At 73.5% G+C, this 22,839-nt stretch carries 22 protein-coding genes and 1 pseudogene; 14 read left to right on the forward strand and 9 right to left on the reverse strand.

Going from position 1 to position 22,839, the window contains the following annotated elements:
• Nucleotides 1-22: 22 nt before the first annotated feature.
• Together LN652_RS13680 and LN652_RS13685 are read left to right on the forward strand one after the other, a co-directional pair.
• The gene (locus tag LN652_RS13680; RefSeq protein WP_230441174.1) at nt 23-2,524 is read left to right on the forward strand and encodes a sensor histidine kinase; all 2,502 of its coding nucleotides are present in this window, start codon (nt 23-25) and stop codon (nt 2,522-2,524) included.
• Nucleotides 2,521-3,195, forward strand: coding sequence for a response regulator (locus LN652_RS13685; protein ID WP_230441175.1), 675 nt, complete (start codon nt 2,521-2,523; stop codon nt 3,193-3,195). The genes LN652_RS13680 and LN652_RS13685 overlap by 4 nt, the downstream gene beginning before the upstream one ends.
• A 6-nt stretch (nt 3,196-3,201) precedes the next feature.
• On the opposite strand, the gene LN652_RS13690 is transcribed toward LN652_RS13685, so the two are convergent.
• Nucleotides 3,202-4,779, reverse strand: a complete 1,578-nt coding sequence (locus tag LN652_RS13690; protein WP_230441176.1) for a YegS/Rv2252/BmrU family lipid kinase — start codon at nt 4,777-4,779, stop codon at nt 3,202-3,204.
• A gap of 59 nt (nt 4,780-4,838) precedes the next feature.
• On the opposite strand from LN652_RS13690, the gene serS reads away from it, so the two are divergent.
• Genes serS through LN652_RS13710 form a run of 4 tightly spaced genes read left to right on the forward strand, consistent with a single transcriptional unit; the run spans nt 4,839 to nt 8,359 of the window.
• Nucleotides 4,839-6,104 (forward strand): serine--tRNA ligase, encoded by a 1,266-nt coding sequence (gene serS / locus LN652_RS13695; protein WP_230441177.1) that lies wholly within the window; start codon nt 4,839-4,841, stop codon nt 6,102-6,104.
• Entirely contained in the window at nt 6,097-6,936 is an 840-nt protein-coding gene (locus LN652_RS13700; RefSeq protein ID WP_230441178.1) for an HAD family hydrolase, read from the forward strand. The genes serS and LN652_RS13700 overlap by 8 nt, the downstream gene beginning before the upstream one ends.
• 27 nt (nt 6,937-6,963) lie before the next feature.
• Nucleotides 6,964-7,779: an HAD family hydrolase gene (locus LN652_RS13705; RefSeq protein WP_230441179.1), complete on the forward strand. Its 816-nt coding sequence runs from the start codon at nt 6,964-6,966 to the stop codon at nt 7,777-7,779.
• 10 nt (nt 7,780-7,789) lie between these two features.
• Nucleotides 7,790-8,359 carry a hypothetical protein gene (locus LN652_RS13710; protein ID WP_230441180.1) on the forward strand — a complete coding sequence of 190 codons (570 nt, stop codon included), beginning with the start codon at nt 7,790-7,792 and terminating at the stop codon, nt 8,357-8,359.
• 239 nt (nt 8,360-8,598) lie between these two features.
• Here LN652_RS13710 and LN652_RS13715 read toward each other — a convergent pair whose 3' ends face one another.
• Genes LN652_RS13715 through mobA form a run of 4 tightly spaced genes read right to left on the reverse strand, consistent with a single transcriptional unit; the run spans nt 8,599 to nt 11,215 of the window.
• On the reverse strand, nt 8,599-9,240 hold the full coding sequence (locus LN652_RS13715) for a bacterial proteasome activator family protein (RefSeq protein WP_329958433.1): 642 nt from the start codon (nt 9,238-9,240) through the stop codon (nt 8,599-8,601).
• 41 nt (nt 9,241-9,281) lie between these two features.
• A complete protein-coding gene (locus tag LN652_RS13720) occupies nt 9,282-10,250 on the reverse strand; it encodes an NAD(P)H-quinone oxidoreductase (protein WP_230441181.1) in 969 nt (322 codons plus the stop codon).
• Nucleotides 10,251-10,253: 3 nt separating this feature from the next.
• Nucleotides 10,254-10,577 carry a DUF6457 domain-containing protein gene (locus LN652_RS13725; RefSeq protein WP_230441182.1) on the reverse strand — a complete coding sequence of 108 codons (324 nt, stop codon included), beginning with the start codon at nt 10,575-10,577 and terminating at the stop codon, nt 10,254-10,256.
• A gap of 59 nt (nt 10,578-10,636) precedes the next feature.
• The gene (gene mobA, locus LN652_RS13730) at nt 10,637-11,215 is read right to left on the reverse strand and encodes a molybdenum cofactor guanylyltransferase (RefSeq protein WP_230441183.1); all 579 of its coding nucleotides are present in this window, start codon (nt 11,213-11,215) and stop codon (nt 10,637-10,639) included.
• A 37-nt stretch (nt 11,216-11,252) separates the two neighbouring features.
• Between mobA and LN652_RS13735 the strand changes: the two genes are divergently transcribed.
• Genes LN652_RS13735 through LN652_RS13755 form a run of 5 tightly spaced genes read left to right on the forward strand, consistent with a single transcriptional unit; the run spans nt 11,253 to nt 15,293 of the window.
• Entirely contained in the window at nt 11,253-12,020 is a 768-nt protein-coding gene (locus LN652_RS13735) for a carbon-nitrogen hydrolase family protein (RefSeq protein WP_230441184.1), read from the forward strand.
• A gap of 11 nt (nt 12,021-12,031) precedes the next feature.
• Nucleotides 12,032-13,240, forward strand: a complete 1,209-nt coding sequence (locus LN652_RS13740; RefSeq protein WP_230441185.1) for a hypothetical protein — start codon at nt 12,032-12,034, stop codon at nt 13,238-13,240.
• A 50-nt stretch (nt 13,241-13,290) separates the two neighbouring features.
• Nucleotides 13,291-13,518, forward strand: coding sequence for a biotin/lipoyl-binding carrier protein (locus LN652_RS13745; RefSeq protein WP_056909170.1), 228 nt, complete (start codon nt 13,291-13,293; stop codon nt 13,516-13,518).
• Nucleotides 13,519-13,557: 39 nt separating this feature from the next.
• Complete coding sequence (locus tag LN652_RS13750) at nt 13,558-14,238, forward strand: Pr6Pr family membrane protein (RefSeq protein ID WP_230441186.1); 681 nt, start codon at nt 13,558-13,560, stop codon at nt 14,236-14,238.
• 50 nt (nt 14,239-14,288) lie between these two features.
• Entirely contained in the window at nt 14,289-15,293 is a 1,005-nt protein-coding gene (locus tag LN652_RS13755; protein WP_230441187.1) for an aldo/keto reductase family protein, read from the forward strand.
• Between the two features lie 79 nt (nt 15,294-15,372).
• On the opposite strand, the gene LN652_RS13760 is transcribed toward LN652_RS13755, so the two are convergent.
• From LN652_RS13760 to LN652_RS13770, 3 genes and pseudogenes are all read right to left on the reverse strand, one after another.
• Nucleotides 15,373-15,705 carry a hypothetical protein gene (locus tag LN652_RS13760; protein WP_230441188.1) on the reverse strand — a complete coding sequence of 111 codons (333 nt, stop codon included), beginning with the start codon at nt 15,703-15,705 and terminating at the stop codon, nt 15,373-15,375.
• A gap of 251 nt (nt 15,706-15,956) precedes the next feature.
• Nucleotides 15,957-17,176 (reverse strand): annotated as a pseudogene (locus LN652_RS13765) (IS30 family transposase).
• Nucleotides 17,177-17,445: 269 nt separating this feature from the next.
• A complete protein-coding gene (locus LN652_RS13770) occupies nt 17,446-18,708 on the reverse strand; it encodes an MFS transporter (RefSeq protein WP_230441189.1) in 1,263 nt (420 codons plus the stop codon).
• Nucleotides 18,709-18,877: 169 nt separating this feature from the next.
• Between LN652_RS13770 and LN652_RS13775 the strand changes: the two genes are divergently transcribed.
• The 3 genes from LN652_RS13775 to LN652_RS13785 all read left to right on the forward strand — a co-directional run bounded on the left by LN652_RS13775 (nt 18,878) and on the right by LN652_RS13785 (nt 20,848).
• Nucleotides 18,878-19,777, forward strand: coding sequence for a cation diffusion facilitator family transporter (locus tag LN652_RS13775; RefSeq protein WP_230441190.1), 900 nt, complete (start codon nt 18,878-18,880; stop codon nt 19,775-19,777).
• A 129-nt stretch (nt 19,778-19,906) separates the two neighbouring features.
• On the forward strand, nt 19,907-20,473 hold the full coding sequence (locus LN652_RS13780) for a hypothetical protein (protein ID WP_230441191.1): 567 nt from the start codon (nt 19,907-19,909) through the stop codon (nt 20,471-20,473).
• Between the two features lie 108 nt (nt 20,474-20,581).
• Complete coding sequence (locus LN652_RS13785; RefSeq protein ID WP_230441192.1) at nt 20,582-20,848, forward strand: GlsB/YeaQ/YmgE family stress response membrane protein; 267 nt, start codon at nt 20,582-20,584, stop codon at nt 20,846-20,848.
• Between the two features lie 45 nt (nt 20,849-20,893).
• On the opposite strand, the gene LN652_RS13790 is transcribed toward LN652_RS13785, so the two are convergent.
• Complete coding sequence (locus LN652_RS13790; RefSeq protein WP_230441193.1) at nt 20,894-22,801, reverse strand: hypothetical protein; 1,908 nt, start codon at nt 22,799-22,801, stop codon at nt 20,894-20,896.
• Nucleotides 22,802-22,839: the final 38 nt, after the last annotated feature.

The raw sequence follows: 22,839 nt of genomic DNA on the forward strand, positions 1-22,839 counted from the left end.
CCGCGCAGGGGAGACTGGGCCCATGGATCGTGGACGGCTGCGCGTCTACCTCGGCGCGGCGCCCGGGGTCGGCAAGACGTACGCCATGCTCGACGAGGCGCACCGCCGCGTCGAGCGGGGCACCGACCTCGTCGTGGGCTACGTCGAGACGCACGGCCGGCCGAAGACGGTGGCCGGGCTCGCGGGCCTCGAGGTCGTCCCCCGGGCCCAGGTGTCCTACCGCGGCACCGTCCAGGAGGAGATGGACCTCGACGCCGTCCTCGCGCGGCGGCCGGAGGTCGTGCTGGTCGACGAGCTCGCCCACACCAACGTGCCCGGCAGCGCCCACGAGAAGCGCTGGCAGGACGTGGAGGCGCTCCTCGACGCGGGCATCGAGGTGATCACGACCGTCAACGTCCAGCACCTCGAGTCGCTCAACGACGTGACCGAGCAGATCACCGGGGTCCGGCAGCGCGAGACGGTGCCGGACCACGTGGTCCGCTCGGCCGACCAGATCGAGCTGGTCGACATGAGCCCGCAGGCGCTGCGGCGCCGGATGGCCCACGGCAACATCTACACCGCCGAGAAGATCGACGCCGCGCTCTCGCGCTACTTCCGCGAGGGCAACCTCACCGCGCTGCGCGAGCTGGCGCTGCTCTGGCTCGCCGACCGGGTCGACGAGGGGCTCGAGCGCTACCGCGACCAGCACGAGATCGACTCGACCTGGGCGACCCGCGAGCGGATCGTCGTGCCGGTCAGCGGTGGGCCGGAGTCGTCCACCCTGATGCGGCGCGCGGCGCGGATCGCGACCCGCCGCTCGGGCGGGGAGTGGCAGGCGCTCTACGTCACCCGGCAGGACGGCCTCACCGGCATCGCCCCCGACCAGCTCACCCGGCTCGCCGCCAAGGCCGAGGAGCTCGGCGGCAGCTTCCACACCGTCGTCGGCGACGACGCCGCGGAGGCGATCTTGTCCTTCGCCCGCGCCGAGAACGCCACGCAGGTCGTCATCGGCGCCAGCCGGCGCGGTCGCATCTCGACCCTGCTGCGCCCGGGCGTAGGCGAGCGGGTCGTCATCGGCTCGGGCGACATGGACGTCCACATCGTCAGCCACGACTACGTCGGGCGCTCCTCGTTCCGGCCGCGCACCGACAGCCTCGGGACCCGGCGGCGGGTGGCCGGGATCGTCTTCGGCGTGGTGGTGCCGTGCGTGCTGAGCCTGCTGCTCCACCTCACCAAGGACCTGCACGGCCTGCCGATCGAGGCGATGTCGCTGATGGTCGTCGTGGTCGCGACCGCCCTCATCGGCGGCCTCGCGGCGGCGGTGGTCTCGGCGCTGCTCAGCGCGGTGCTGCTCAACTACCTCTTCACCCCACCGCTCTACACGCTCACCATCGCCGAGCCAGAGAACGTCGTGACCATCGCGATCTTCGTCGCGGTCGGCATCGCGGTGGCCACCGTCGTCGACCTGGCCGCACGGCGCACGGCGCAGGCCCGCGCGGCCCGGTCCGAGGCCGACGCGCTCACCGTGCTCGCGCACAGCCTGCTCACCTCCAGCCAGGACACCGCCGGCCTGCTGTCGTCGGCCTGCCGGCTGTTCGGCGCGCGCGGCGCGGCGCTGCTGCGCCGCGAGGAGTCCGGTGCGGAGGTCGTGGTCGCCTCCTGCGGCGACGCCCCGACGACGGTGGAGCGCGCCGACATGGCGGCCGCCGTCGACGAGCGGAGCACGCTGGTGCTGGCCGGCGCGACGCTGCCGGCGAGCGAGCGCGGCCTGCTCAACGCGTACGCCGCCTACGCCAAGGTGATGGAGGAGCGCCGGCTCGCGACCCTCGCCGACGTCGAGCGGCTGCGGCTCGCCGAGCTCGACCGGACCCGTACGGCCCTGCTCGCGGCGGTCTCGCACGACCTGCGCAACCCGCTCGCGGCGGTGAAGGTGGCGGTCGCCAGCCTCCGCAGCACCGACGTGACGTGGTCGCCGCAGGACGAGGCCGAGCTGCTCGAGACGATCGAGGAGTCGACCGACCGGCTGTCGGCGCTCGTGGCGAACCTGCTCGACATGAGCCGGATCAGCACCGGGTCGGTGAGCGTGGCGCTCGCCGAGGTCGACCTCGCCGAGGCGGTCCGCGCCAGCATCGCGCCGCTGGTGGGTGGCGAGCGCATCGAGGTCGACGTCGCGCCCGACGTCCTGGCCCTGGCCGACGCCGGACTGCTCGACCGGGTGCTGGCCAACATCTGCGAGAACGCCCTGAAGTACACCCCCGAGTCCGCGCGGGTCCGGGTCGACGCCGACGTCGTCGGCGACCGGGTCGCGCTGCGCGTCGCCGACACCGGGCCGGGGGTCCGCGACCACGACCAGCAGCGCCTGTTCGCGCCGTTCCAGCGCCTCGGCGACGTCCCGCAGCAGGACGGCGTCGGCCTCGGGCTCGCGGTCGCCCTCGGCCTCACCGAGGCGATGGGTGGCACCATCGCGACCGAGGACACGCCCGGCGGCGGGCTGACCTTCGTCCTCGAGCTCCCCACCCCCACCCACCAGAGCGAGGCCCGATGACCTTCGTGCTCGTCGTCGACGACGACCCGGCGATGCGGCGCACGCTGTCGATCAACCTGCGGGCGCGCGACTACGACGTCGAGACCGCCGGCGACGGCCGCTCGGCGCTGCAGATCGTCGACGAGCGGATGCCCGACGTGGTGCTCCTCGACCTCGGGCTGCCCGACCTCGACGGCATCTCCGTGCTCACCCGGCTGCGGTCCTTCACCCAGGTCCCGGTGATCGTGGTCTCGGCGCGTTCGGAGTCCGACGACAAGGTGGAGGCGCTCGACCTCGGCGCCGACGACTTCATCACCAAGCCGTTCTCGATCGAGGAGCTGCTGGCCCGGGTGCGCGCGACCTCGCGCCGTGTCGGCCGCGAGGAGCCGGAGCTGGTCGTGGAGGTCGACGGGCTGCGCCTCGACGTCACCGACTCGCGCGCCACCCGCGACGGGGTCGAGCTGCACCTCACGCCCACGGAGTGGCGCATCGTCGAGGTGCTCGCCCGCCACCGCGGCCGGCTGGTGCGCCAGGGCGAGCTGCTCACCGCCGTCTGGGGGCCGCAGTACGAGCGGCAGACCAACTACCTCCGGGTCCACCTCGCCAGCATCCGGCGCAAGCTCGAGGCCGACCCCGCCCACCCGGTGCTGTTCGTCACCGAGCCGGGCATGGGCTACCGCTTCCTCCCCTGAGCCGACTCAGCGGGGGACGCGGACCAGCAGCCGGCCGTGCACGCACTCCATGCGCAGCTCGCGGCCCTCGCCGACGGAGTCGCCGTCGAGCTGGCGCGGGGTGTCGGAGGTCGCGGTGATCCGGACCCGCGAGCCGGTGCGCCGGTCGAGGGTCTCGTCGACGACCGGGCTCTTGCGCAGCACCCGCATCGCCACGGTGATCCAGGACAGGAACTGGCGCGGGTGGATGATCACCACGTCGAGGACGCCGTCGTCGATCGCGGCGTCGGGCAGCAGCGGCATCCCGGCCTGCAGGAAGCCGACGTTGCCGACCACGACGGTGCGGGCGCGGTGGGTGGTGGGCTCCTCGTCGTCGATCTGGATCTCGACCCGGATCGCGGGGAACATCAGCGACTTCAGGCCCGAGACGACGTAGGCCACCCAGCCGATCTTCTTCTTGATGTCCTCGTTGACGCCCTCCATGATCGCTGCGTCGAAGCCCATGCCGGCCATCACCATGAAGTGGGTGTCGTCGAGGCCGTCGCCGCCGACCTCGACGAGGTCGATCGCGCGGTCCTGCCCGTTGAGGGCGACGTCGATGGCCGAGCGGAGGTAGAGCGGGACGTCGAGGTTGCGGGCGAGCAGGTTGCCGGTGCCGGCGGGGATGATGCCGACGGGGATGCCGGTGCCGGCGAGCTCGGCGCACACCTCGCGCACGGTGCCGTCGCCGCCGCAGACGATCACCAGGTCCGCACCGGACACCGCGGCCCGCTCGGCCATGCCGGTGCCGGGGTCCTCGACGGTGGTGTACTGCCAGGTCGGCTCCGACCAGCCCGACTCCTTCGCCATCGCGCTCACCGTCGCGCGGAACTGGCCGACGTCCTCGACCTTGATCGGGTTGAGGATCACCGCCAGCCGGCGCTCGGACGCGTAGACCTCGGGCAGCGGCTCCGCGTGGGCGGCGGTCGAGCGCGGACGCGGGTCGATGACCGCCAGCGCGAGCGCGAAGATCCCGACCGCCAGCAGCGATCCGGCGATCACGTCGGTGGGGTAGTGCCGCCCGAGCAGCACCCGGTCGAGGCACACCGCCAGCCACCACGCGACCGCCAGCGTGATCCCGAGGCGGCGCAGGCTCGCCCGCCGGACGAACAGCACGAGCAGCGTCACCAGCAGGCAGGCGTACGCCGCGGTGGACGACGCGTGCCCGGACGGGAAGCTGTAGGAGCTCAGCGGGCTGAAGTCGGCGCCCTGCCACTCCGGGCGGTCGCGGCCGAGCCACACCTTGAGGCCGGAGGTGGCCAGCGAGGTCGCGACCATCACGACCAGGGCGAGGAGCGCGGCCCAGCGCTGGCGACGGAGCAGGAGCCCGAGCACGAGGACGACCGTCAGCACCGTCATGCCGAGGGTCCCGAAGAGGTGCTCGACCCACCGCAGGACGTCGAGGAACAGCGGCGAGCCGTCCGCCCAGTCCTCGAGCCGGCGGCCCTCCACGTCGAAGGTGTCGAGGGGGGCGCGGTCGCCGGTCACCGCCCAGCCGAGGCCCGCGAAGCCGAGGAGGCAGACGCCGGCCAGCGTGAGGGAGCGGTTGCGAGAGGCGGGGGTCACCCGCGAAGTATGCCCAAGACGATTGCCGCGGCGTACGCCCCTCCGGATAGCCTCACGCCATGATCGACCCGCGCATCCTCCGTGACGACCCCGACCGTGTGCGTGCCGCGCAGGCCAAGCGTCGGTTGTCCGACGACGTGGTCGACCGGGCGCTCGCCGCCGACTCCGCGCGGCGCCAGGCGATCGCCGACTTCGAGGCCAGGCGGGCCGAGCAGAAGGCCAGCGGCGCGCTGGTCGCGAAGGCGCAGGGCGAGGAGAAGCAGGCCCTGCTCGCGCAGGTCAAGGAGCTCGCCGCCGGGGTCAAGGAGGCCGAGGCCGCCCGCGCCGCCGCCGAGGCCGCGTGGGAGGAGGCCATGAAGGCCATCCCCAACCTCGCCGACGACGACGCGCCCGCCGGCCTCGAGGACGACTACACCGTCATCGAGCAGGTCGGCACCCCGCGCGAGTTCGACTTCGAGCCGCGCGACCACGTCGAGCTCGGCCAGCTGCTCGGGGCCTTCGACCTGGAGCGCGGCGCGAAGGTCAGCGGCTCGCGCTTCTACTTCCTCACCGGCGTCGGCGCGCAGCTCCAGCTCGCGCTGGTCAACATGGCCATGGACCAGGCGCGCGCCGCCGGGTTCATCCAGGCCGCCGCGCCCTCGCTCGTGCGCCCGCGCGCCATGGAGGGCACCGGCTTCCTCGGCCAGGCCGCCGACGACGTCTACCGGATCGAGGGCGAGGACCTCTACCTCGTCGGCACGTCCGAGGTCCCGATGGCGGCCTTCCACTCCGACGAGATCCTCGACGCCGCCGCGCTGCCGCTGCGCTACGCCGCGTTCAGCCCGTGCTTCCGCAAGGAGGCCGGCTCGCACGGCAAGGACACCCGCGGCATCTGGCGCGTCCACTGGTTCGACAAGGTCGAGATGTTCGTCTACACGACGCTCGAGGAGTCCTACGCCGAGCACCAGCGGCTGCTGGCGTGGGAGAAGGAGTTCCTCGACAAGCTCGAGCTCTGCTACCGCGTGATCGACACCGCGGCCGGCGACCTCGGCCTCAGCGCCGCCCGCAAGTTCGACTGCGAGGCGTGGATCCCGACCCGCAACGGCTGGGGCGAGCTCACCTCGACCTCCAACTGCACCGAGTTCCAGGCCCGCCGCCTCGACGTCCGCACCCGCGTGGAGGGCCAGACCAGGCCGGTCGCCACCCTCAACGGCACGCTCACCGCGGTGACCCGCGCGATCGTCGCGATCCTCGAGACCCACCAGAACGCCGACGGCTCGGTGACGCTGCCGCAGGCGCTGCGCCCCTACATGGGCGGCCTGGAAGTGCTGAAGCCCCTTGGCTGACTGGCGCCCCCAGGTCGTCGCGCTCGACATCGACGGCACCCTGCTCGCGTGGGTGGACGGGCAGACCGAGGACTACGAGACCGTCACCCCCGCCGTCCACGACGCGGTCCACCGCGCCCTCGACGCGGGGGCGCACGTCGTGCTGGCCAGCGGCCGCTCGCCGCACGGCATGACCCGCATCGCCGACCTGCTCGGCCTGCCGCGCGAGGGTTCCGACCGGCTCTGGGTGGTGGCCTCCAACGGCGCCGTGGTCTTCCGCTACCCCCCGATGGAGGTCGTCCACGAGGAGACCTTCGACGCCGCCCCGGCCGTCGCGGCCGTGCTGGAGCACCACCCCGACGCGCTGGTCGCGGTCGAGGAGCGCGAGGTCGGCGGCTACCGCGTCAACCGGGTCTTCCCCGAGGGGGAGATCTCCGGCGAGCAGATCATCACCGAGGTCGCCGACATCGTGGGCGAGCCCGTCAGCCGCGTCATCATCCGCGACCCCGAGGCGACCGCCGAGGACTTCGTCGAGCTCGGCGCCCGCCTCGGCCTGCACGGCACCGACTACGTCGTCGGCTGGACGGCCTGGCTCGACCTGTCGCCGGTCGGGGTGTCGAAGGCGTCCGGCCTCGAGCACGTGTGCGCCGCGCTTGGGCTGTCGGCCGCCGACGTGCTCGCCGTCGGCGACGGCCGCAACGACATCGAGATGCTCCGCTGGGCCGGTCGCGGGGTCGCGATGGGCCAGGCCGTCGAGGAGGTCCGCGCGGCCGCCGACCACGTCACGGCGCCCGTCCACGAGGACGGCGCGGCCGTGGAGATCTCGCGCTGGTTCCCGCCCGCCGGTGCCTGAGGTGACGGCCTCCCTGCGGGACCCGGCGTGACCCGGGCCCCGGCGCCGCGCCTGGTCGCGACCGATCTCGACGGCACGCTGCTCGACGCGCAGGGCCGGGTGTCGGCGCGTACGCGCGCGGTCCTCGACGCGCTCGACGCGCGCGGCGTGCCGGTGGTGTTCACCACGGGTCGCCCGATCCGCTGGATGGAGGAGCTCTGGGACGACGTCGGGGGCCACGGCCTGGCGATCTGCAGCAACGGCGGCATCGTCTACGACGTCGCGCGCCGCGAGGTGCGCACCACCCGCGCCATCCCGGTCGAGGTGCTGGTCGAGGTGGCGGCCCGGCTGCGGGCCGACCTGCCCGGCACCGTGTTCGCGGTCGAGAAGACCACCGGCTTCGCCAAGGAGCCCGACTTCATGCCGCGGCTGGCGGTCAACCTCGCCCCCGACGTGCCGACGGCGCCGCTGGAGGACCTCGTGGACGGCGACGTGGTCAAGCTGCTCGCGCGTCACGAGGACCACGAGCCGGAGCCCTACTGGGAGCGGGTGGCCGCCGCGGCCGGGGCCGACGTCGTGACGACCTGGTCCTCGACCGGCACGCTCGTCGAGATCAGCGCCGCCGGCGTCACCAAGGCCACCACCCTCGCGGTCGTGGCCGAGGAGATGGGTGTCGGTGCCGCGGAGGTGGTGGCGTTCGGCGACATGCCCAACGACCTGCCGATGCTGGAGTGGGCCGGGACGGCGTACGCCATGGCCAACGCCCACCCGACCGTGCGCGCGGTCGCCGACCACCTCGCCCCGCACCACGACGAGGACGGCGTCGCCACGGTGCTCAGCGAGCTCTTCGACCTGCCTCGTTAGGGTGTGGGCCATGTCCCGCGCCCTCCGACTCGTCGCCGCGATGGTGATCGCCTGCACCGGCCTGGTGCTGAGCGTGTCCGCCCCTGCCTCGGCCGCGTGCACGTGCAAGCAGGGCCAGCTCGCCCAGCAGGTGAAGAAGGCCGACGTCGTCTTCATCGGCACGGTCGACGCCGTCGGCAGCGAGGGCCAGGGCCACACCTACACGGTCACCGCCTCGCGCGCCTACCAGGGCACCCCCGAGCGGTCGACGCTCGTCACCTCGCCCGGCCCGGACGCCTGCGGCCTCGGCGCGCTCAAGGTCGGCACGACGTACGTCTGGCTCGCCACCGGCACCGCGTCGCCCTACACCGCCGACAGCTGCGGCGGCACCGGCGTGGCCAACCCCACCAAGGTCCAGAAGGTCGAGACGCTGCTCGGCGAGGGCACGCCCGTCGCCCCGCCGCCCCCGCCGGAGGCCGTGCTCACCAAGGTCGAGGAGTCCGCGCCGCCGCGCTTCACGCGGATGGCCGCGCCGGGTGCGGCCGCCGCCCTGATCGGGCTGCTCGGCCTGGTCGTCGTGCGCCGCCTCGCGCGCCGCTAGCCCGACCGCCCTCGCCCTCGCTGGTCGCGGAACGACGAAGTCGTGTCACGAGACCCCTGAGCGGTGGTCCTTCAATCGCTGGGGAACGAGACGCAGGCTCGGGACGCCCGTCTGCCTGCAGGTCGTTCCCCACGGCGGTTCGGGGTGACCGGGTCTCGTGACGGTCGCTGCGCGACCTCCTTGACCAGCGGCCTGTGCGACCTCCTCGACCGACCCGGGCCCGACGGCGGTCGGTCGGATCAGAGGTACATGCCCCCGGTGCCGCCGTGGCCGTCCCCGGCGTCGTCGGCGTCGTCACCGGGCATGGTGGGCATCCCCATCGGCTGGTGCGGAGCCTGGCCGCCCCCGGACGGGAGTGCGCGGCGCATCTGCTCCAGCTGGGCGCGCGAGGCCATCTGCTGGGCGTAGATCGCGGTCTGGATGCCGTGGAAGAGGCCCTCGAGCCAGCCGACCAGCTGGGCCTGGGCGATCCGCAGCTCGCCCTCGGACGGGGTGCCGTCCTCGGTGAAGGGCAGCGAGAGCCGCTCGAGCTCCTCGACGAGCTCGGGGGCCAGGCCCGACTCGAGCTCCTTGATCGACGCGGCGTGGATCTCCTTGAGCCGCTGGCGGCTGGCCTCGTCGAGCGGGGCGGCCTTCACCTCGTCGAGGAGCTGGCGGATCATCGAGCCGATCCGCATCACCTTCGCCGGCTGCTCGACGAGCTCGGTCACGTGCCGCTCGCCGCGCTCCTGCTCGTCGGACCCGTCGTCCGACCCCGCGGCCTGCGCCATGGCGGGCAGGGCGCTGGCCGGGATGGTCCCGATGGGCTGGCCGTCGGGGCCGAGGACCACGACCTGGTCCTCCCCGTCGCCGGTGATGGGGGCAGAGGGCTGCTGGGTCATGCGCCCACCCTAGACGCGCTCCGGGAACGGCCCGGAACGCCTCAGAGGGTCAGCACGATCTTGCCGCTGTGGCCGCCCTCGTCCATCAGCCGGTGGGCCTTCGCGACGTCCTCGAGCGGCATCGTGTTCTCCACGATCGGACGCACCTGGCCCGCGGCGACCAGCGGCCACACGTTCTCCACCACGCCGCAGCAGATCGCCGCCTTCTCCTCCAGCGGGCGGGCCCGCAGCGACGTCGCGGTGACCGAGGCGCGCTTGCGCAGCAGCGCGTTGATGTCGAGCTCGCCCTTCGCGCCGCCCTGCATGCCGATGATCACCAGCCGGCCGCCCGTGGCGAGCGCGGCGACGTTGCGGCCGAGGTACTTCGCGCCCATGTTGTCGAGGATCACGTCGGCGCCGCCGACCTCCTCCAGCACCTCGACGAAGTCCTCGTCGCGATAGCTGATCGCGCGGGTGGCGCCGAGCGAGCGGCACAGCTCGAGCTTGTCCGGGGAGCCGCCGGTCGCGAGCACCTCCGCGCCGCGGGCCGAGGCGAGCTGGATCGCCATCGTGCCGATCCCGCCGGCCCCGCCGTGGACGAGGAAGCGCTCGCCGCGCGCGAGGTGGGCGGTCATGAACACGTTCGACCAGACCGTGGCGGCCACCTCGGGCAGCGCCGCGGCCTCGACGAGGGAGACGCCGCCCGGCACCGGCATGACCTGCCCGACGGGCACCGCGACGCGCTCGGCGTAGCCCCCGCCGGCGAGCAGGGCGCACACCTCGTCGCCGACCGACCAGCCCTCGACGCCCTCGCCGAGGGCGGAGATCCGGCCGCTGCACTCCAGCCCGATGGTGTCGGACGCCCCGGGCGGGGGCGGGTAGAAGCCCTGCCGCTGCAGGGTGTCGGCCCGGTTGACCGCCGTGGCGACGACGTCGACGACGACCTCACCGGCGGCGGGCGTCGGCTCGGGGACCTCCCCGACGGACAGGACCTCGGGACCGCCGGTCCCGGCGGCGACGACAGCGCGCACGCCTCAGTCCTCGTACTCGTCGTCGGTGTGGTCGACCGTCGAGTCGTCCGGGACGTCGTCGTCGATGTCGTCCGGGTCGGGGGCGTCGGCGGGCTTGTCCCAGCCCTCGGCGAGCGCCTGCGCCCGGGCGGCGAGCCGCTCGACCTGCTCCGGGTTCGCGTCGCTCGCACCGGCGGCGAAGCCGAGGAGGTACGCCGTGATCGGTGCGGCGGTCTTCTGCACGTTCTGCGCCGCCGTCCGCGCGAGGTCGAGGACCAGGCCCTCGTCGAGCTCGGTGTCGACGTCGAGCACGTCACTGAGCTCGTCGATCCAGTCGTGGAGGTTCACGGGTCCAATCTCCACCACGTCGCCGCCCGTCGGCAAGCGGCCCCCGGCGGGTGCGCGGGTCAGCCGCGGAGGTCGCGCAGGTCGTCCCACGAGTCGACGTCGACGGCCTCGTCGCCGTCCGCGCCGACCTCGGCCAGGCGCAGCGGGGCGAGCAGCCGGTGCAGCGCCATCGCGTGCTGGCCCTCGAGGTCGGGACGCACCTGCGCGAGCCGCCCGGCGTCGAGCACCCCGGCGAGCTGGCGTCGTCCGTCGTGGTCGTGGAGGAAGGCGCCGTCGTGGCCGGCGCACGCCTCGCGCAGCCGCCGCCACGTGCGGGCCGTGACCCGGGGCATGTCCACGGCCACCACCCCCACCACGCGCGGTGTGCGCAGCAGCGCGTCGACGCCGGTGAGCAGCCCCGCGACCGGGCCGCCGCGGGGCGGGTCCTCGCAGACGAACGTGACCGGCCGGGCGGTCGGCACGCTCCGCGGCGCCACCACGACCACCTCGTCGGCGTCGACGAGGGCGTCGACGGCGAGGTCGAGCAGGGTGCGGCCGTCGAGCTCGATGCCGGCCTTGTCCACCCCGCCCATCCGGGCCGCCGTGCCGCCGGCGAGGACGACGGCGCAGAAGCCGGCTGCTGCGACGTCGGGATCCATGCCCCCATCCTGCCCGTGCTGCTGGCACGCTGGACCCATGAGCGACCGGCTGCGCGTGCGCGTCCACCAGTGGGGCAGCGGGCTCGACCCCGCCGCCAACCGCGAGCGGCTGGACGCCGCGGCATCGGCCGGTGCCGACCTGGTCGTGCTCCCGGAGGCCTTCGCCCGCGACTTCGGCGAGGCCGGGTCGGACGTCAGCGCGTTCGCCGAGCCGCTGGACGGACCGTTCGCCCGGGAGGTGTCCCGGGCCGCCGACGCCGGCGGGTGCGCCGTGGTCGCCGGGATGTTCGAGGTCTCCGACGACGCCGCCCGGCCCTACAACACCCTCGTCGTCGGCGGGTCCGCGCGGGCGGCGTACCGCAAGATCCACCTCTACGACTCGTTCGGCTACCGCGAGTCCGACCGGCTCACCGGCGGCGCCACCGAGCCGGTCGTGGTCGAGGTCGCGGGATGGCAGGTCGGCCTGATGACCTGCTACGACCTGCGTTTCCCCGAGCTGGCCCGGCGGCTCGTCGACGCGGGCGCGGAGGTGCTGGTCGTGCCGTCGGCATGGCTGCCGGGGGACCGCAAGGTCGAGCACTGGCGCACGCTGCTGGCCGCCCGGGCGATCGAGAACACCTGCTTCGTCGTCGGCGCCGGCCAGCCGGAGCCGCGCTACGTCGGCCACTCCGCGGTCCTCGGCCCGCTCGGCGAGGTGCTGGCCGAGGCCGACGGCGCCGAGACCACGCTGGAGGCCTCGCTGGACCGGGCCAGCCTGGTCGCGGCCCGTCGCACCAATCCGTCGCTGGCCAACCGTCGGCTGTAACCTCGTCCGACGTGTCTTCCCCCACCAACGGCGGCGCGCGCGGGTCCTCGCGCGGCAAGCGCGCGGCCGAGCGCCCACCCTCGCGGTGGCGTCGCGCCCCGAAGGTGGCGGCCCCCGCCGAGCGGCCCGAGCCGGTCGCGCCCGCACCGGATCCCGCGCCCGCACCGGACCCCGCACCCGAGCCGATCCCCTCCCCGGTCATCGGCGGCCCGATCGTCCCCGACGACGGCCCCCCGCTGAGGCTGGTGGCCCTCTGGCTGGCCCTGATGGTCGTCGGCACGCTCGCGCTGCTCTGGTCGGCGGTCGGCGTCGCGCTCGACGGCGACCCGGTGCCGGCGGCACCCGCCTGGCTCGACGGCGCCGGGTCGGTCGCCGTCGTGACCTCCCTGTCCTGGCTCCTCGCGACCCGTACGGCCGGCCGGGCGCTGGTCTCGGCCGGGCTCGCGCTGGCACTGGGGACGGCCAGCGTCCTCGTGGGCGGGCGCGTCCTGCCCACGGGCGCCGCCGTCATGACCTGCGTCGTGGGCAGCGTCTACGCGGTGATGGCCACCGTCCCCGCGGTGACGTGGTGGAAGGCGGTCCGGGAGGCGCTCGTCGCGGCCGTCGTCGCCGCCGTGACGGCGCTCGCGGTGGTGGGCTTCGAGCCGACCGTCGGCACCGAGCGCTTCGAGTTCGCGGCGCTGGTGCTCGCGCTCGGCCTGCTCTTCACGGTGGTCTACCGGCTCGGCGCCGGTCTGCACGGGCTCGGCCGGCGGGGTGCGGTGATCGTCGCGATCGGCCTGGTCGTGCTCGTCGTGACGCTGGCCTACGCCGAGCTCCTGCGGCGCTACGGCGCGCAGAGCTTCGTGTCGTCCGTGCTGGACTTCGCCGACGACACCGCCGACGTCATCGGGGCGTTCCCGCGCCCGCTCGTCGTGCTGCTCGGCATCCCCGCGATCGTGTGGGGCACCCACGTCCGCGCGCGGCGCCGCCAGGGCTGGTGGGTGTGCGCGTTCGGCGTCGCCGCGACCGTGCCCATGGCGTCGGGCCTCGTCCCGCCCGACAGCTCCTACCTCGAGGCCGGGCTGCGGGTGGCGTACTCGCTCGTGCTCGGGCTGCTGGTCGGCTACCTCGTCATCCGGGCGGACCTCGCGCTGACCGGCCCCAAGGGCCGGCGCGGCCGGCGCGCCGAGGAGGCCGGGCCGCACCGCCCCGAGCCGAGCCGGTTCGCCGAGCTCTGAGCCGCCACCCGGATCCGCGCGTACGCCCGGGTAACCGCTAGCGTCGGAGCATGGCCCGCACCAAGTCGCTGGAGATCGTGTCCGAGCTGGTCGCCAACGTCCTCACCATCGAGGTCGCCGAGGGCGACCACGTCGAGGCCGGCGACACCGTGGTGCTGCTGGAGTCGATGAAGATGGAGATCCCGATGCTGGCCGAGCGCGCCGGCACGGTCTCGGCGGTCAAGGTCACCGTCGGCGACGTCGTCCAGGACGGCGACGTGCTCGTCGTGCTCGACTGAGGTCTCCCGCCCGGCCGGCCGGAGCCCTACCCTCCAGCCATGACTCCCGAGCGCGCCCGCAGGGTGCACGTGGTCGTGGCGGCCGTCGCGTGGTTCGCCGTCGCCTTCCAGCTGCTGCTGGTCGTCACCGGCGACCCCGTCCTGGTCGAGGACGACCCGCCCGGCATGGTCGCGCGGCTCTACCGGTTCTTCGCCTACTTCACGATCCAGAGCAACCTGCTCGTCGCGGTCACCTCGACGGTGCTCGCCCGGGACCCGCTCCTCGGGCGCCGCGGCTGGCGGGTGGCGCGCGTGGCCGGGCTGGTCGGCATCACGGTCACCGGGCTGGTGCACTTCTTCCTGCTGCGCCCGCTGCTCGACCTTGAGGGCGCGAGCTGGGCCGCGGACAAGCTGCTGCACATGGTGGTGCCGGTCCTCGCGCTCGCCGCGTGGGCGTGGGCCGGACCCCGGCCGCGGATCACCGCGCGCACGTCGGCGTACGCCCTCGCGTGGCCGGTCGTGTGGGTGGTGTGGACGCTGGTCGTCGGCCGGGTCGACGGCTGGGTGCCGTACCCGTTCCTCGACGCCGACGAGGAGGGCTGGGGTGCCGTGGCCGGGGCGTGCGCCGGCATCACCGTGCTGTTCCTGGTGCTGTTCGTGGTGTTCGGGTGGCTGGACCGGAGGCTGCCGGCCGCGCCGGGACCCCGGGTGGACGGACCCGCCGAGCCCGTGCGCGGCTGAGGCTGCCGGGCCGGGACGTGGGGTTCACGGGGCGGGGCTAGGTTGGCGGGATGGAATTCCGATACCTCGGCAACAGCGGCCTGAAGATCTCCGAGATCACCTACGGCAACTGGCTCACCCACGGCTCCCAGGTCGAGAACGACGTCGCCACGCAGTGCGTGCGCGCCGCGCTCGACGAGGGGATCTCCACCTTCGACACCGCCGACGTCTACGCCAACACGGCGGCCGAGACCGTCCTCGGTGAGGCCCTCAAGGGCGAGCGCCGCGAGTCGCTGGAGATCTTCACCAAGGTCTACTGGCCCACCGGCCCCAAGGGCAAGAACGACACCGGCCTGTCCCGCAAGCACATCATGGAGTCGATCAACGGCTCGCTGACGCGGCTGCAGACCGACTACGTCGACCTCTACCAGGCCCACCGCTACGACGTGGAGACCCCGCTGGAGGAGACCATGCAGGCCTTCGCCGACGTGGTGCGGCAGGGCAAGGCGCTCTACATCGGCGTCAGCGAGTGGACCGCCGACCAGATCACCGCGGGCGCCGCGATGGCGAAGGAGCTCGGCTTCCAGCTGATCTCCAGCCAGCCGCAGTACTCGATGCTGTGGCGCGTCATCGAGGAGGAGGTCGTGCCCGCGTCCCGCGAGGCCGGCGTCTCCCAGATCGTGTGGAGCCCGATCGCGCAGGGCGTGCTCACCGGCAAGTACAAGCCGGGCGCCGAGCCGCCGGCCGGCTCCCGCGCCACCGACACCAAGGGCGGGTCGGACATGATCTCGCGCTGGATGAAGGACGACGTCCTCACCGCGGTGCAGGACCTCGAGCCGGTCGCCGCCGACGCGGGGCTCACCATGGCCCAGCTCGCCGTCGCGTGGGTGCTGCAGAACGACAACGTCGCCTCCGCCATCGTCGGCGCCTCGCGCCCCGAGCAGGTCGCCGACAACGTCAAGGCCGCGGGCGTGACGCTCGACGACGACGTGATGAAGCGCATCGACGACGCCATCGGCCCGGTCGTCATCCGCGACCCGAAGCTGACCCAGGTGCCCGAGGGGCGCGTGGCCTGAGGTTGCCGTGGCCTCCTTCAGCGATCCCCGGTCAGCCGGGGATCGCTGAACTTGTCGGCCCGTGCAACGCCTGACAAGTTCAGCGAGAGCCTGACAAGTCCCGGGTGCGCGCCGTGGCCCAGGCGTCGCCGGTCTCGAGCGTGGCGCGTACGTCGCCCCGCGCGACGTCGTGGGTCGCCCACGTGTGCGGTCGCGGCACCCCCGCGACCTCGCGCAGCGTCCGGTCGAACGTGACGTGGGTGCCGGGCGAGGCGACGGGCGAGGAGCCGGGGCGCTCGGCGATCCGCCGACGTACCGTCGCGGGCTCGCTCAGCAGCGCGAGGAAGTGCACCGTCTCGTCCGTGACGGCAGCCAGCACCTGGTCGGGCAGGCAGACGCACGGCACCACCGGCACCAGGCCGTTGGCCCGCACCTCGCGGCCGATCGCGAGGACGTAGGTCCAGAAGCCGACGTAGTCGCGCGGCTCGGCGGCCGTGGTGCGGCACCGCGGCCGAGCACGTCACCGTCGAGGACCAGCAGCCCGGGCCGCCCGCGCAGGTGGTCGCCGATCGTCGACTTGCCGGTCGCCGCGGCGCCGGTGACGACGAGCACGACGGGTGCGGTCACGCCGCGACCCTAGCCCGCGCACGTGCGGCGCTCGTTGCCCTCGGATGGCGGGCGGATTCAGCCGATGGTCGCAACACCAGGCGGTTCGGACTCTCCGGACAGTAGCGCGTCGAGGGTTTCGGCAGGAGTGCGCCACTTCAGGGTCTTGCGTGGTCGGCGGTTCAGTTGAGCGGCGATGTTGTCGAGCATCCCGGGGCCGTAGAAACTCAGGTCGGCGCCCTTGGGCAGGTACTGACGCAGGAGCCCGTTGGTGTTCTCGTTGCTGCCTCGCTGCCAGGGCGAGTGTGGGTCGCAGAAGTAGATGTCGAGTCCGGTCGCCTCGGCGATCTGGACGTGGTTGGCCATCTCGCTGCCCTGGTCCCAGGTCAGCGAGACTCGCAGCTGCTCAGGCAGCGTCGCCATCTTCGCGACCATCGCTTCCTGCACGATGTCGGCGCTGTGGCCGCCAGGCAGGTGGAGCAGCATCACGAACCGGGTTGTCCGTTCGACCAGCGTGCCCACCGCCGACCCCGACTGGGCCGAGCCGAGGATCAGGTCGCCTTCCCAGTGCCCGGGCACAGCGCGGTCCTCGACCTCGGCGGGGCGTTCGCTGATCATCACCATCTCGGCGAACCGTTCGCGCCGCTGGTCACTCTTGCGGTGGGCTTGCGTACGGTCCTGCCGGTGCGCAGGTGCTTGGCCAGCTCGCGCTTGAGCGCACCGCGGCTCTGGACGTAGAGCGACTGGTAGATCGTCTCGTGCGACACCCACATCTCCGGATCGTCGGGGAAGTCCTCGCGCAGTCGTCGGGCGATCTGCTCGGGACTGTGGTCATCGACCAGTCTGGACTGCACCTCGTCGCGCAGCCGGTCGTTGGTCGCCAGTCGCGCCTGTTTCGGGCGCAGAGCCTGGCGATCGGCATCGGCCTGTGCCGTCGATGCCCGGTACTCCAGCCGACGTCGGGCGGGGCGTTTGCCATGGTGCTGGACGCGTCGCAGCTCGCGACTGATCGTCGAGGGCGAGCGATCGAGCTCTCGGGCGATCTCTCGCACTCCTGCACCGCGCACGCGTAGCAGCGCGATCTCCTCGCGCTCGGCGAACGACAAGCTCCTCGAGCGACGACCCGAGCCGATCGGGGGCATCACGCCGCCACGCTCGTTGAACCACCTGTTGCCCGTCCTGCGCGTCACATTCACAGCCACCGCAGCATCTTCGTGCGACGAACCTCGACGAATCTCAGCCCAGAACCGGGCAACCGTCTCGGCCGGCGGCCTCGGCCGCCCTCCACGTGCCTGCATACCAACACCTCGATGATCAGGTGTTGCGATCACCCACTGAACCCAAGGCGGAAACGGGGGCCACGGCCGCCGCACGTTCGGTGCAGGGGTGGTCAGTCGATGCCGGTGCAGGAGAAGGCGCCGTTGCCGACCACGGGGAACGCCTGCACGTCCTCGTCCGAGGCGTCGGCCACGTACCAACCCCGACATCGTGGAGTCGTGGGGTCACCTGGTGGCTCGGGGGCTCCACGATGCTGGGAAGGTCCCCGGATGTCCGGGGACCTCCGACGTCACCCGACCCGCGTCACCCGGTAGCGCACGAAGGCAGGGACGGCGAGGGCGGCGAGGACGGTGAAGACGACCACCAGCACGCCGCCACCGGCGGCGGCGACGGCGGCCCCGGTGACCGCGGCGGTGGCGCCGTGCGCGACGTCGGCGACGCGGGGGCCGCCGGCGACGACGACGATGAAGATGCCCTGGAGCCGGCCGCGGACCGAGTCGTCGGCCGCCGCCTGGAGCATCGAGGTGCGGAAGGCGGCCGACGCCATGTCGGCGGCGCCGCCGATCGCGAGCATCAGGACGGCGACGCCGAGCATGCCGGGGAGGTGGGGCGCGAGCAGGGCCGCGGTCCCGAACCCGACCATCGCCAGGCCCCAGACGATGATCGCGGCGATCACGGCGAGGCCCTGGCGCTCGACGCGGGACACCCAGCCCGAGAGCACGCCGCCCACGACGGCGCCGGCGGGGATCGCCGCGAACAGCAGGGCGAAGGCCAGGCCGCCCTCGCTCGGCCCGCCGAAGTCGACGTGGGCGAGCTCTGGGAAGAGCGCGCGCGGCATCCCGAAGACCATCGCGATGATGTCGACGACGAACGACATCATCAGCACGGGCTGGGTACGCAGGTAGCGGAAGCCGTCGATCACCGCGCCGATGCCGGGCGTGCCGGTCGCGCCCATCACCGGCAGGGCCGGCAGCCCGATGACCGCGAAGAGCGTGGCGAAGAGCGTGATCGTGTCGAGCAGGTAGAGCCAGGAGAAGCCCACCAGCGGGATCAGCGCCCCGCCGACCAGCGGCCCCGCGATGCCTCCGGCCTGCATGACGGTCATGTTCAGCGAGTTGGCCGCCGGCAGCAGCTCGGGCGGCAGCAGGCGCGGCAGGAGGGCCGAGCGGGTCGGCTGGTTGACCGCGAAGAACGCCTGCTGCACGGCGAACAGCGACAGCAGCAACCAGACGTCCTCGCCACCGAACGCGGCCTGGAGCCAGAAGCACGCGCTGGTCGCGATCAGGCCGGCGGTGGTGATCATCAGCAGCGTGCGCCGGTCGAACACGTCGGCCAGCGCGCCACCCCAGAGGCCGAACACGACCAGGGGCACGAGCCCGAAGACGCCGGTGAGCCCGACGTAGGCCGAGGACCCGGTCATCGCGTAGATCTGGGCCGGCACCGCCACGACGGTGAGCTGCGCGCCGACGACCGTGATTATGTTGGCCAGCCAGAGTCGCCGGAAGTGCGGGTTCGCGAGGGGGCGGGTGTCCGCCAGCAGTCGCCTCTCCACGTCCCGCAGGCTAGGCGACCCGCCGGGACGGGACGGCGGCAGGTCCGGTGGTGCACACTGGGCGCAGGCGGGTCCGCTCATCCCCCGTGGCGGGCCCGCCGCCTGCTTCCTGCGCCGCGGCTAGCATCGACCGCATGACGCCGCGCGAGGTGACCGGAGGTCCGGCCTGATGGGCGCCGGCCACGGTCACGGGCACGCCGGCGGGCGCCACCGCTGGCGGCTGGCGGTCTCGTTCGGCCTGGTCGCGACGTTCTTCGTCGTCGAGCTCGTCGTCGGCCTGGCCAGCGGCTCGCTCGCGCTGCTCTCGGACGCCGGGCACATGGCCGCCGACGTCGTCGCGCTGGGCGCGGCGCTCCTCGCCACCAAGATCGCCACCCGACCCGACGGGACCGGCCGCCGCACCTACGGCTCCTACCGCGCCGAGGTCTTCGCGTCGGGCTTCACGGTGCTCGTCATGCTCGGCGTCTCGGCGTACGTCGTGGTGGAGGCGGTGCGTCGCGCCGGCACCGAGGTCGAGGTGGCGGCGGGCCCGATGCTGGTCGTCGGCGCCGTCGGGCTGCTGGTCAACCTGGTCTGCCTGCTCCTGCTGCGCGGCGGAGCGAGCGAGTCGATCAACGTCAGGGGCGCCTACCTCGAGGTGGTCGCGGACGCCGCCGGCAGTGTCGGCGTGCTGGCCGCCGGCCTGCTGGTCCGGCTCACCGGGTCGCCGGCGTGGGACACCGTCGTCGCCGTCGCGATCGGCGTGTTCGTCGCGGTCCGCGCGGTGGTCCTCGGCCGCGAGGTGCTGGCGGTGCTGGGGCAGCACGCACCGCAGGGCCTCGACCTCGGGGCCGTCGTGCGCGACCTCGAGGCGGTGCCGGGCGTGGCGGAGGTGCACGACCTGCACGCCTGGACGCTGACGTCGGGGATGAACGTCGCGACCGCGCACGTCGTGCTGCGGGTCGGCGCCGACGCGCAGGCCGTCCTCGCCGGGAGCCAGGCGGCGCTGCGCGAGGGCCACGGCATCGACCACGCGACGCTGCAGGTCGAGGCGAGCAAGGCGCGGGAGTGCCACGCCGCCTCGTGGTGAGGCGCCTCGGGACGGATGGGAGACTTCCGACCTACGGCGCGTGACCCGCACGGCGCCGGGGACGGGGCGTGCGTGTCAGAGGCAGTGATCGGCCGGTCGGCGACACCGACGGTGGCGAGGACGGCAAACGTGTTCGCCAAGGGGGCGCTGGTCCTGCTGCTGGTGCTGGCTCTGCTCTACCCCGACCAGGGCAACCTGCGCGACAAGGCGGCCGGCATGCGCGCGGTCGGCTACCCGCTGATCTCCTTCACGGTCCCCGTCCTGTGGTGGGCGCTGTGGCGCGACCGGATCTCGTTCCCCTGGCTGCCGGACCTCCTCATCACGATCACCTGCTTCACCGACATCCTCGGCAACCGGATGGACCTCTACGACACGGTCGTGTGGTTCGACGACTGGATGCACCTCATGAACACCGGGCTCCTCGCCGCCGCGTTCGTGCTGCTGACGCTGCCCCGCGACGTCGGGCTCGGGCGCGTCGTCGAGCGGTGCCTGGCCTTCGGGGCGACGGCGGCGATCGCGTGGGAGGTCGCGGAGTTCTTCGCCTTCATCAGCCGCTCCACGGAGCGGGAGTTCGCCTACGCCGACACGCTGGGCGACCTGTCGCTGGGCACCGCCGGCGCGGTCGTGGCGGCGTTCGTCGTGCACGCGTCGTGGCGTCGCGGGCGGCTGCTCGACCCGCCGCCGGCCGTCCGGTAGGCAGCGACGCATCCCACCCGTTCGTGCGTGGATCGGACGCGGGAGCGGGCTACCCTCGAAGTGCCGGGGCCACCCGTCCCGGCATTCCCGAGGCACAGGAGCACTCACATGGGCATCATCGGTTTTCTCGTCTTCGGGCTCGTCGTCGGCGCGCTCGCCCGTCTCATCAAGCCCGGCAAGCAGAACCTCAGCCTCGTTGCCACGTTGCTGCTCGGCGTCGTCGGCTCGGTGATCGGTGGCGTCGTCGCCAGCGCCCTCGGCACCGGCGACATCATGGAGCTCAACGTCCTCGGCGCGATCGTCGCGATCGTGGCCGCCGTGCTCCTGATCGGTGTCGCCGAGGGGCTGTCCGGTCGCAACAAGGCCCACGTCTGAGCGACGCCAGACCCGCGACGTCGTCCCGCCGCCCCGCCCCGCCGCTCAGGCCGGGGTGCGGGCGGCGGTGTCGTCCTCGGACCGGTCGGCGGTCTCGAGCGCGCGGCCGTTGGCCCAGGCGTACGTCGTCAGCAGTGCGGTGACCGGCCACACGAGCGCGGTGACCAGCTGTGGGATGCCGCTCACCACCGCGAACGGCGCCGGCGAGACGATGAAGACCAGCGTCGCGAGCACGCCCCCGAGCGCCGACACCAGCGCCACCGACACCGCGAGCACCAGCAGCACGGTGAGCACCTGGTGGCGCACGAGCCGCCAGCTGCGCGCGAGCGCCCGCCAGCCGGAGAGCCCCTCGAGCTGCACCACCGGCAGCACGAGCGACCACGCGACCAGCAGGGCCAGCGCGACCGGCGAGAGGAACCCGGTCACCAGCAGCGGCACGAGCACCACGGCCCAGGCGGCGAGCGTCACGAGCAGCGCGGGCACCCGGGCACGGGTCGACGCGACCAGGCTCCCGAGCGTGGGCCGGCGCCCCTCGTCGAGGTCGACCACGGCCTGGGCGGAGGCGACCTGCGCCCAGGCCAGCGCCAGCGCGAAGCCCGCCAGCACGACGACCCCGAGGACTGACCACCACCACGCCGACACCGGCGTCGCGGTCGTCAGGACCGACGACAGTACCGACGCCAGCGCGGCCGGGGCCGCGACGAGCAGGAACACCCGCCAGTGCCGGGTGAGCATCTTCAGCGCCGCCGCGACGACCTGGCCCGGGCGGCGGTGCGCCACGACCGGCTGGGGCGACGCCTCCTCCCAGCCGGAGCGGCGCACGACCCAGGCGAGCAGCAGCAGCACGCCCAGCAGCACCAGCAGCGTCGGACCGGGCGAGGCGGAGAACTTCCGGAACACGTCGGAGCCGCCGCCGACCAGGGTGCAGAAGTACGTCCCGGCGGTGCTGCTGGCGACCTCCGCGCCCGGCAGCGAGAACGAGTGGTCGCGCGCCTTGGCCGACCACGCGAACGGCCGCTTCCACGACTGCTTCATGTTAGGCCCGGTCGGACCCTCGTAGAAGCGCTGCGGCCCGACCTCGCCCCAGTGGCCGCGGTAGGTCGTCCAGGGGAACGCCTCGGCGGCGGCCGTCAGGTCGTTCGGGATCGTGACCACGGCCGGGCGGACCTCGTCGTGCGGGCCGAGCGTGGTGTCGCACCCGAACCCCTCGGTGGCCGAGCGGCCGAGGTAGAGCCCCTCGTCGAACTGGCTGGCGTGGGAGCCGGCCGAGACGTAGACGACCGGGTGGGTGCCGTCGGCGAGCTCGAGCTTGTCGTCGTCCCACGCGGACCGCTCGGCGCCGTAGTGCTGGGAGTAGAGCACCACGTCGGGGTCGGTGTCGAGCGCCGCCTCGGCGTCGCCGACCGGGAACTCGACCTGGATCCGCTCCCAGTCGCTCTCGTGCTTGTTGTTGTAGTCGTTGAACGGGTAGTAGAACCAGTACTCCAGCGCCAGCCGGTCGTCGACGCCCGCCTGGGTCACGACCCGGGCGTAGATGGTGGGCTCCGGGTCGGCGCCCCAGACGCTCTCGGCCCACTCCTCGTAGGTGCAGCCGGGCGCCAGCGGGTCGCCCGGCTGGTCGAGGGCGTAGCCCTCGAGGCCCACGGACAGGTCCTCGGCGCTCGGGCCGACGGCGACGAGGTCGCGGTCGGTCCACGGCCCCCGCAGCGCGATCGACGGCTCGTCGAAGAGCGCGTCGACGTCGCTCGGGACGTACGGCTCGCCGGGGCCGCACGCGTCGGGCTGCGCGACGAGCATCATCACCGGGGCGTACGCCTCCGCCAGCTGCTGCTCGGCCTCCGGCGCCGCGCCCGCCGCCTCGTCGGCGCCGCCGCCCTCGTCGGCGACGGCCGGGGCGCCCGCCAGCAGCAGCGCCGCCAGTGCCAGCCCGAGCCCGCGTCCACACCTGCGCACGTCCGTCTCCCTCCGCCGCCCTGACCGAAGCGTGGCGG

The sequence above is a fragment of the Nocardioides okcheonensis genome, assembly GCF_020991065.1.
Taxonomy (GTDB): Bacteria; Actinomycetota; Actinomycetes; order Propionibacteriales; family Nocardioidaceae; genus Nocardioides; species Nocardioides okcheonensis.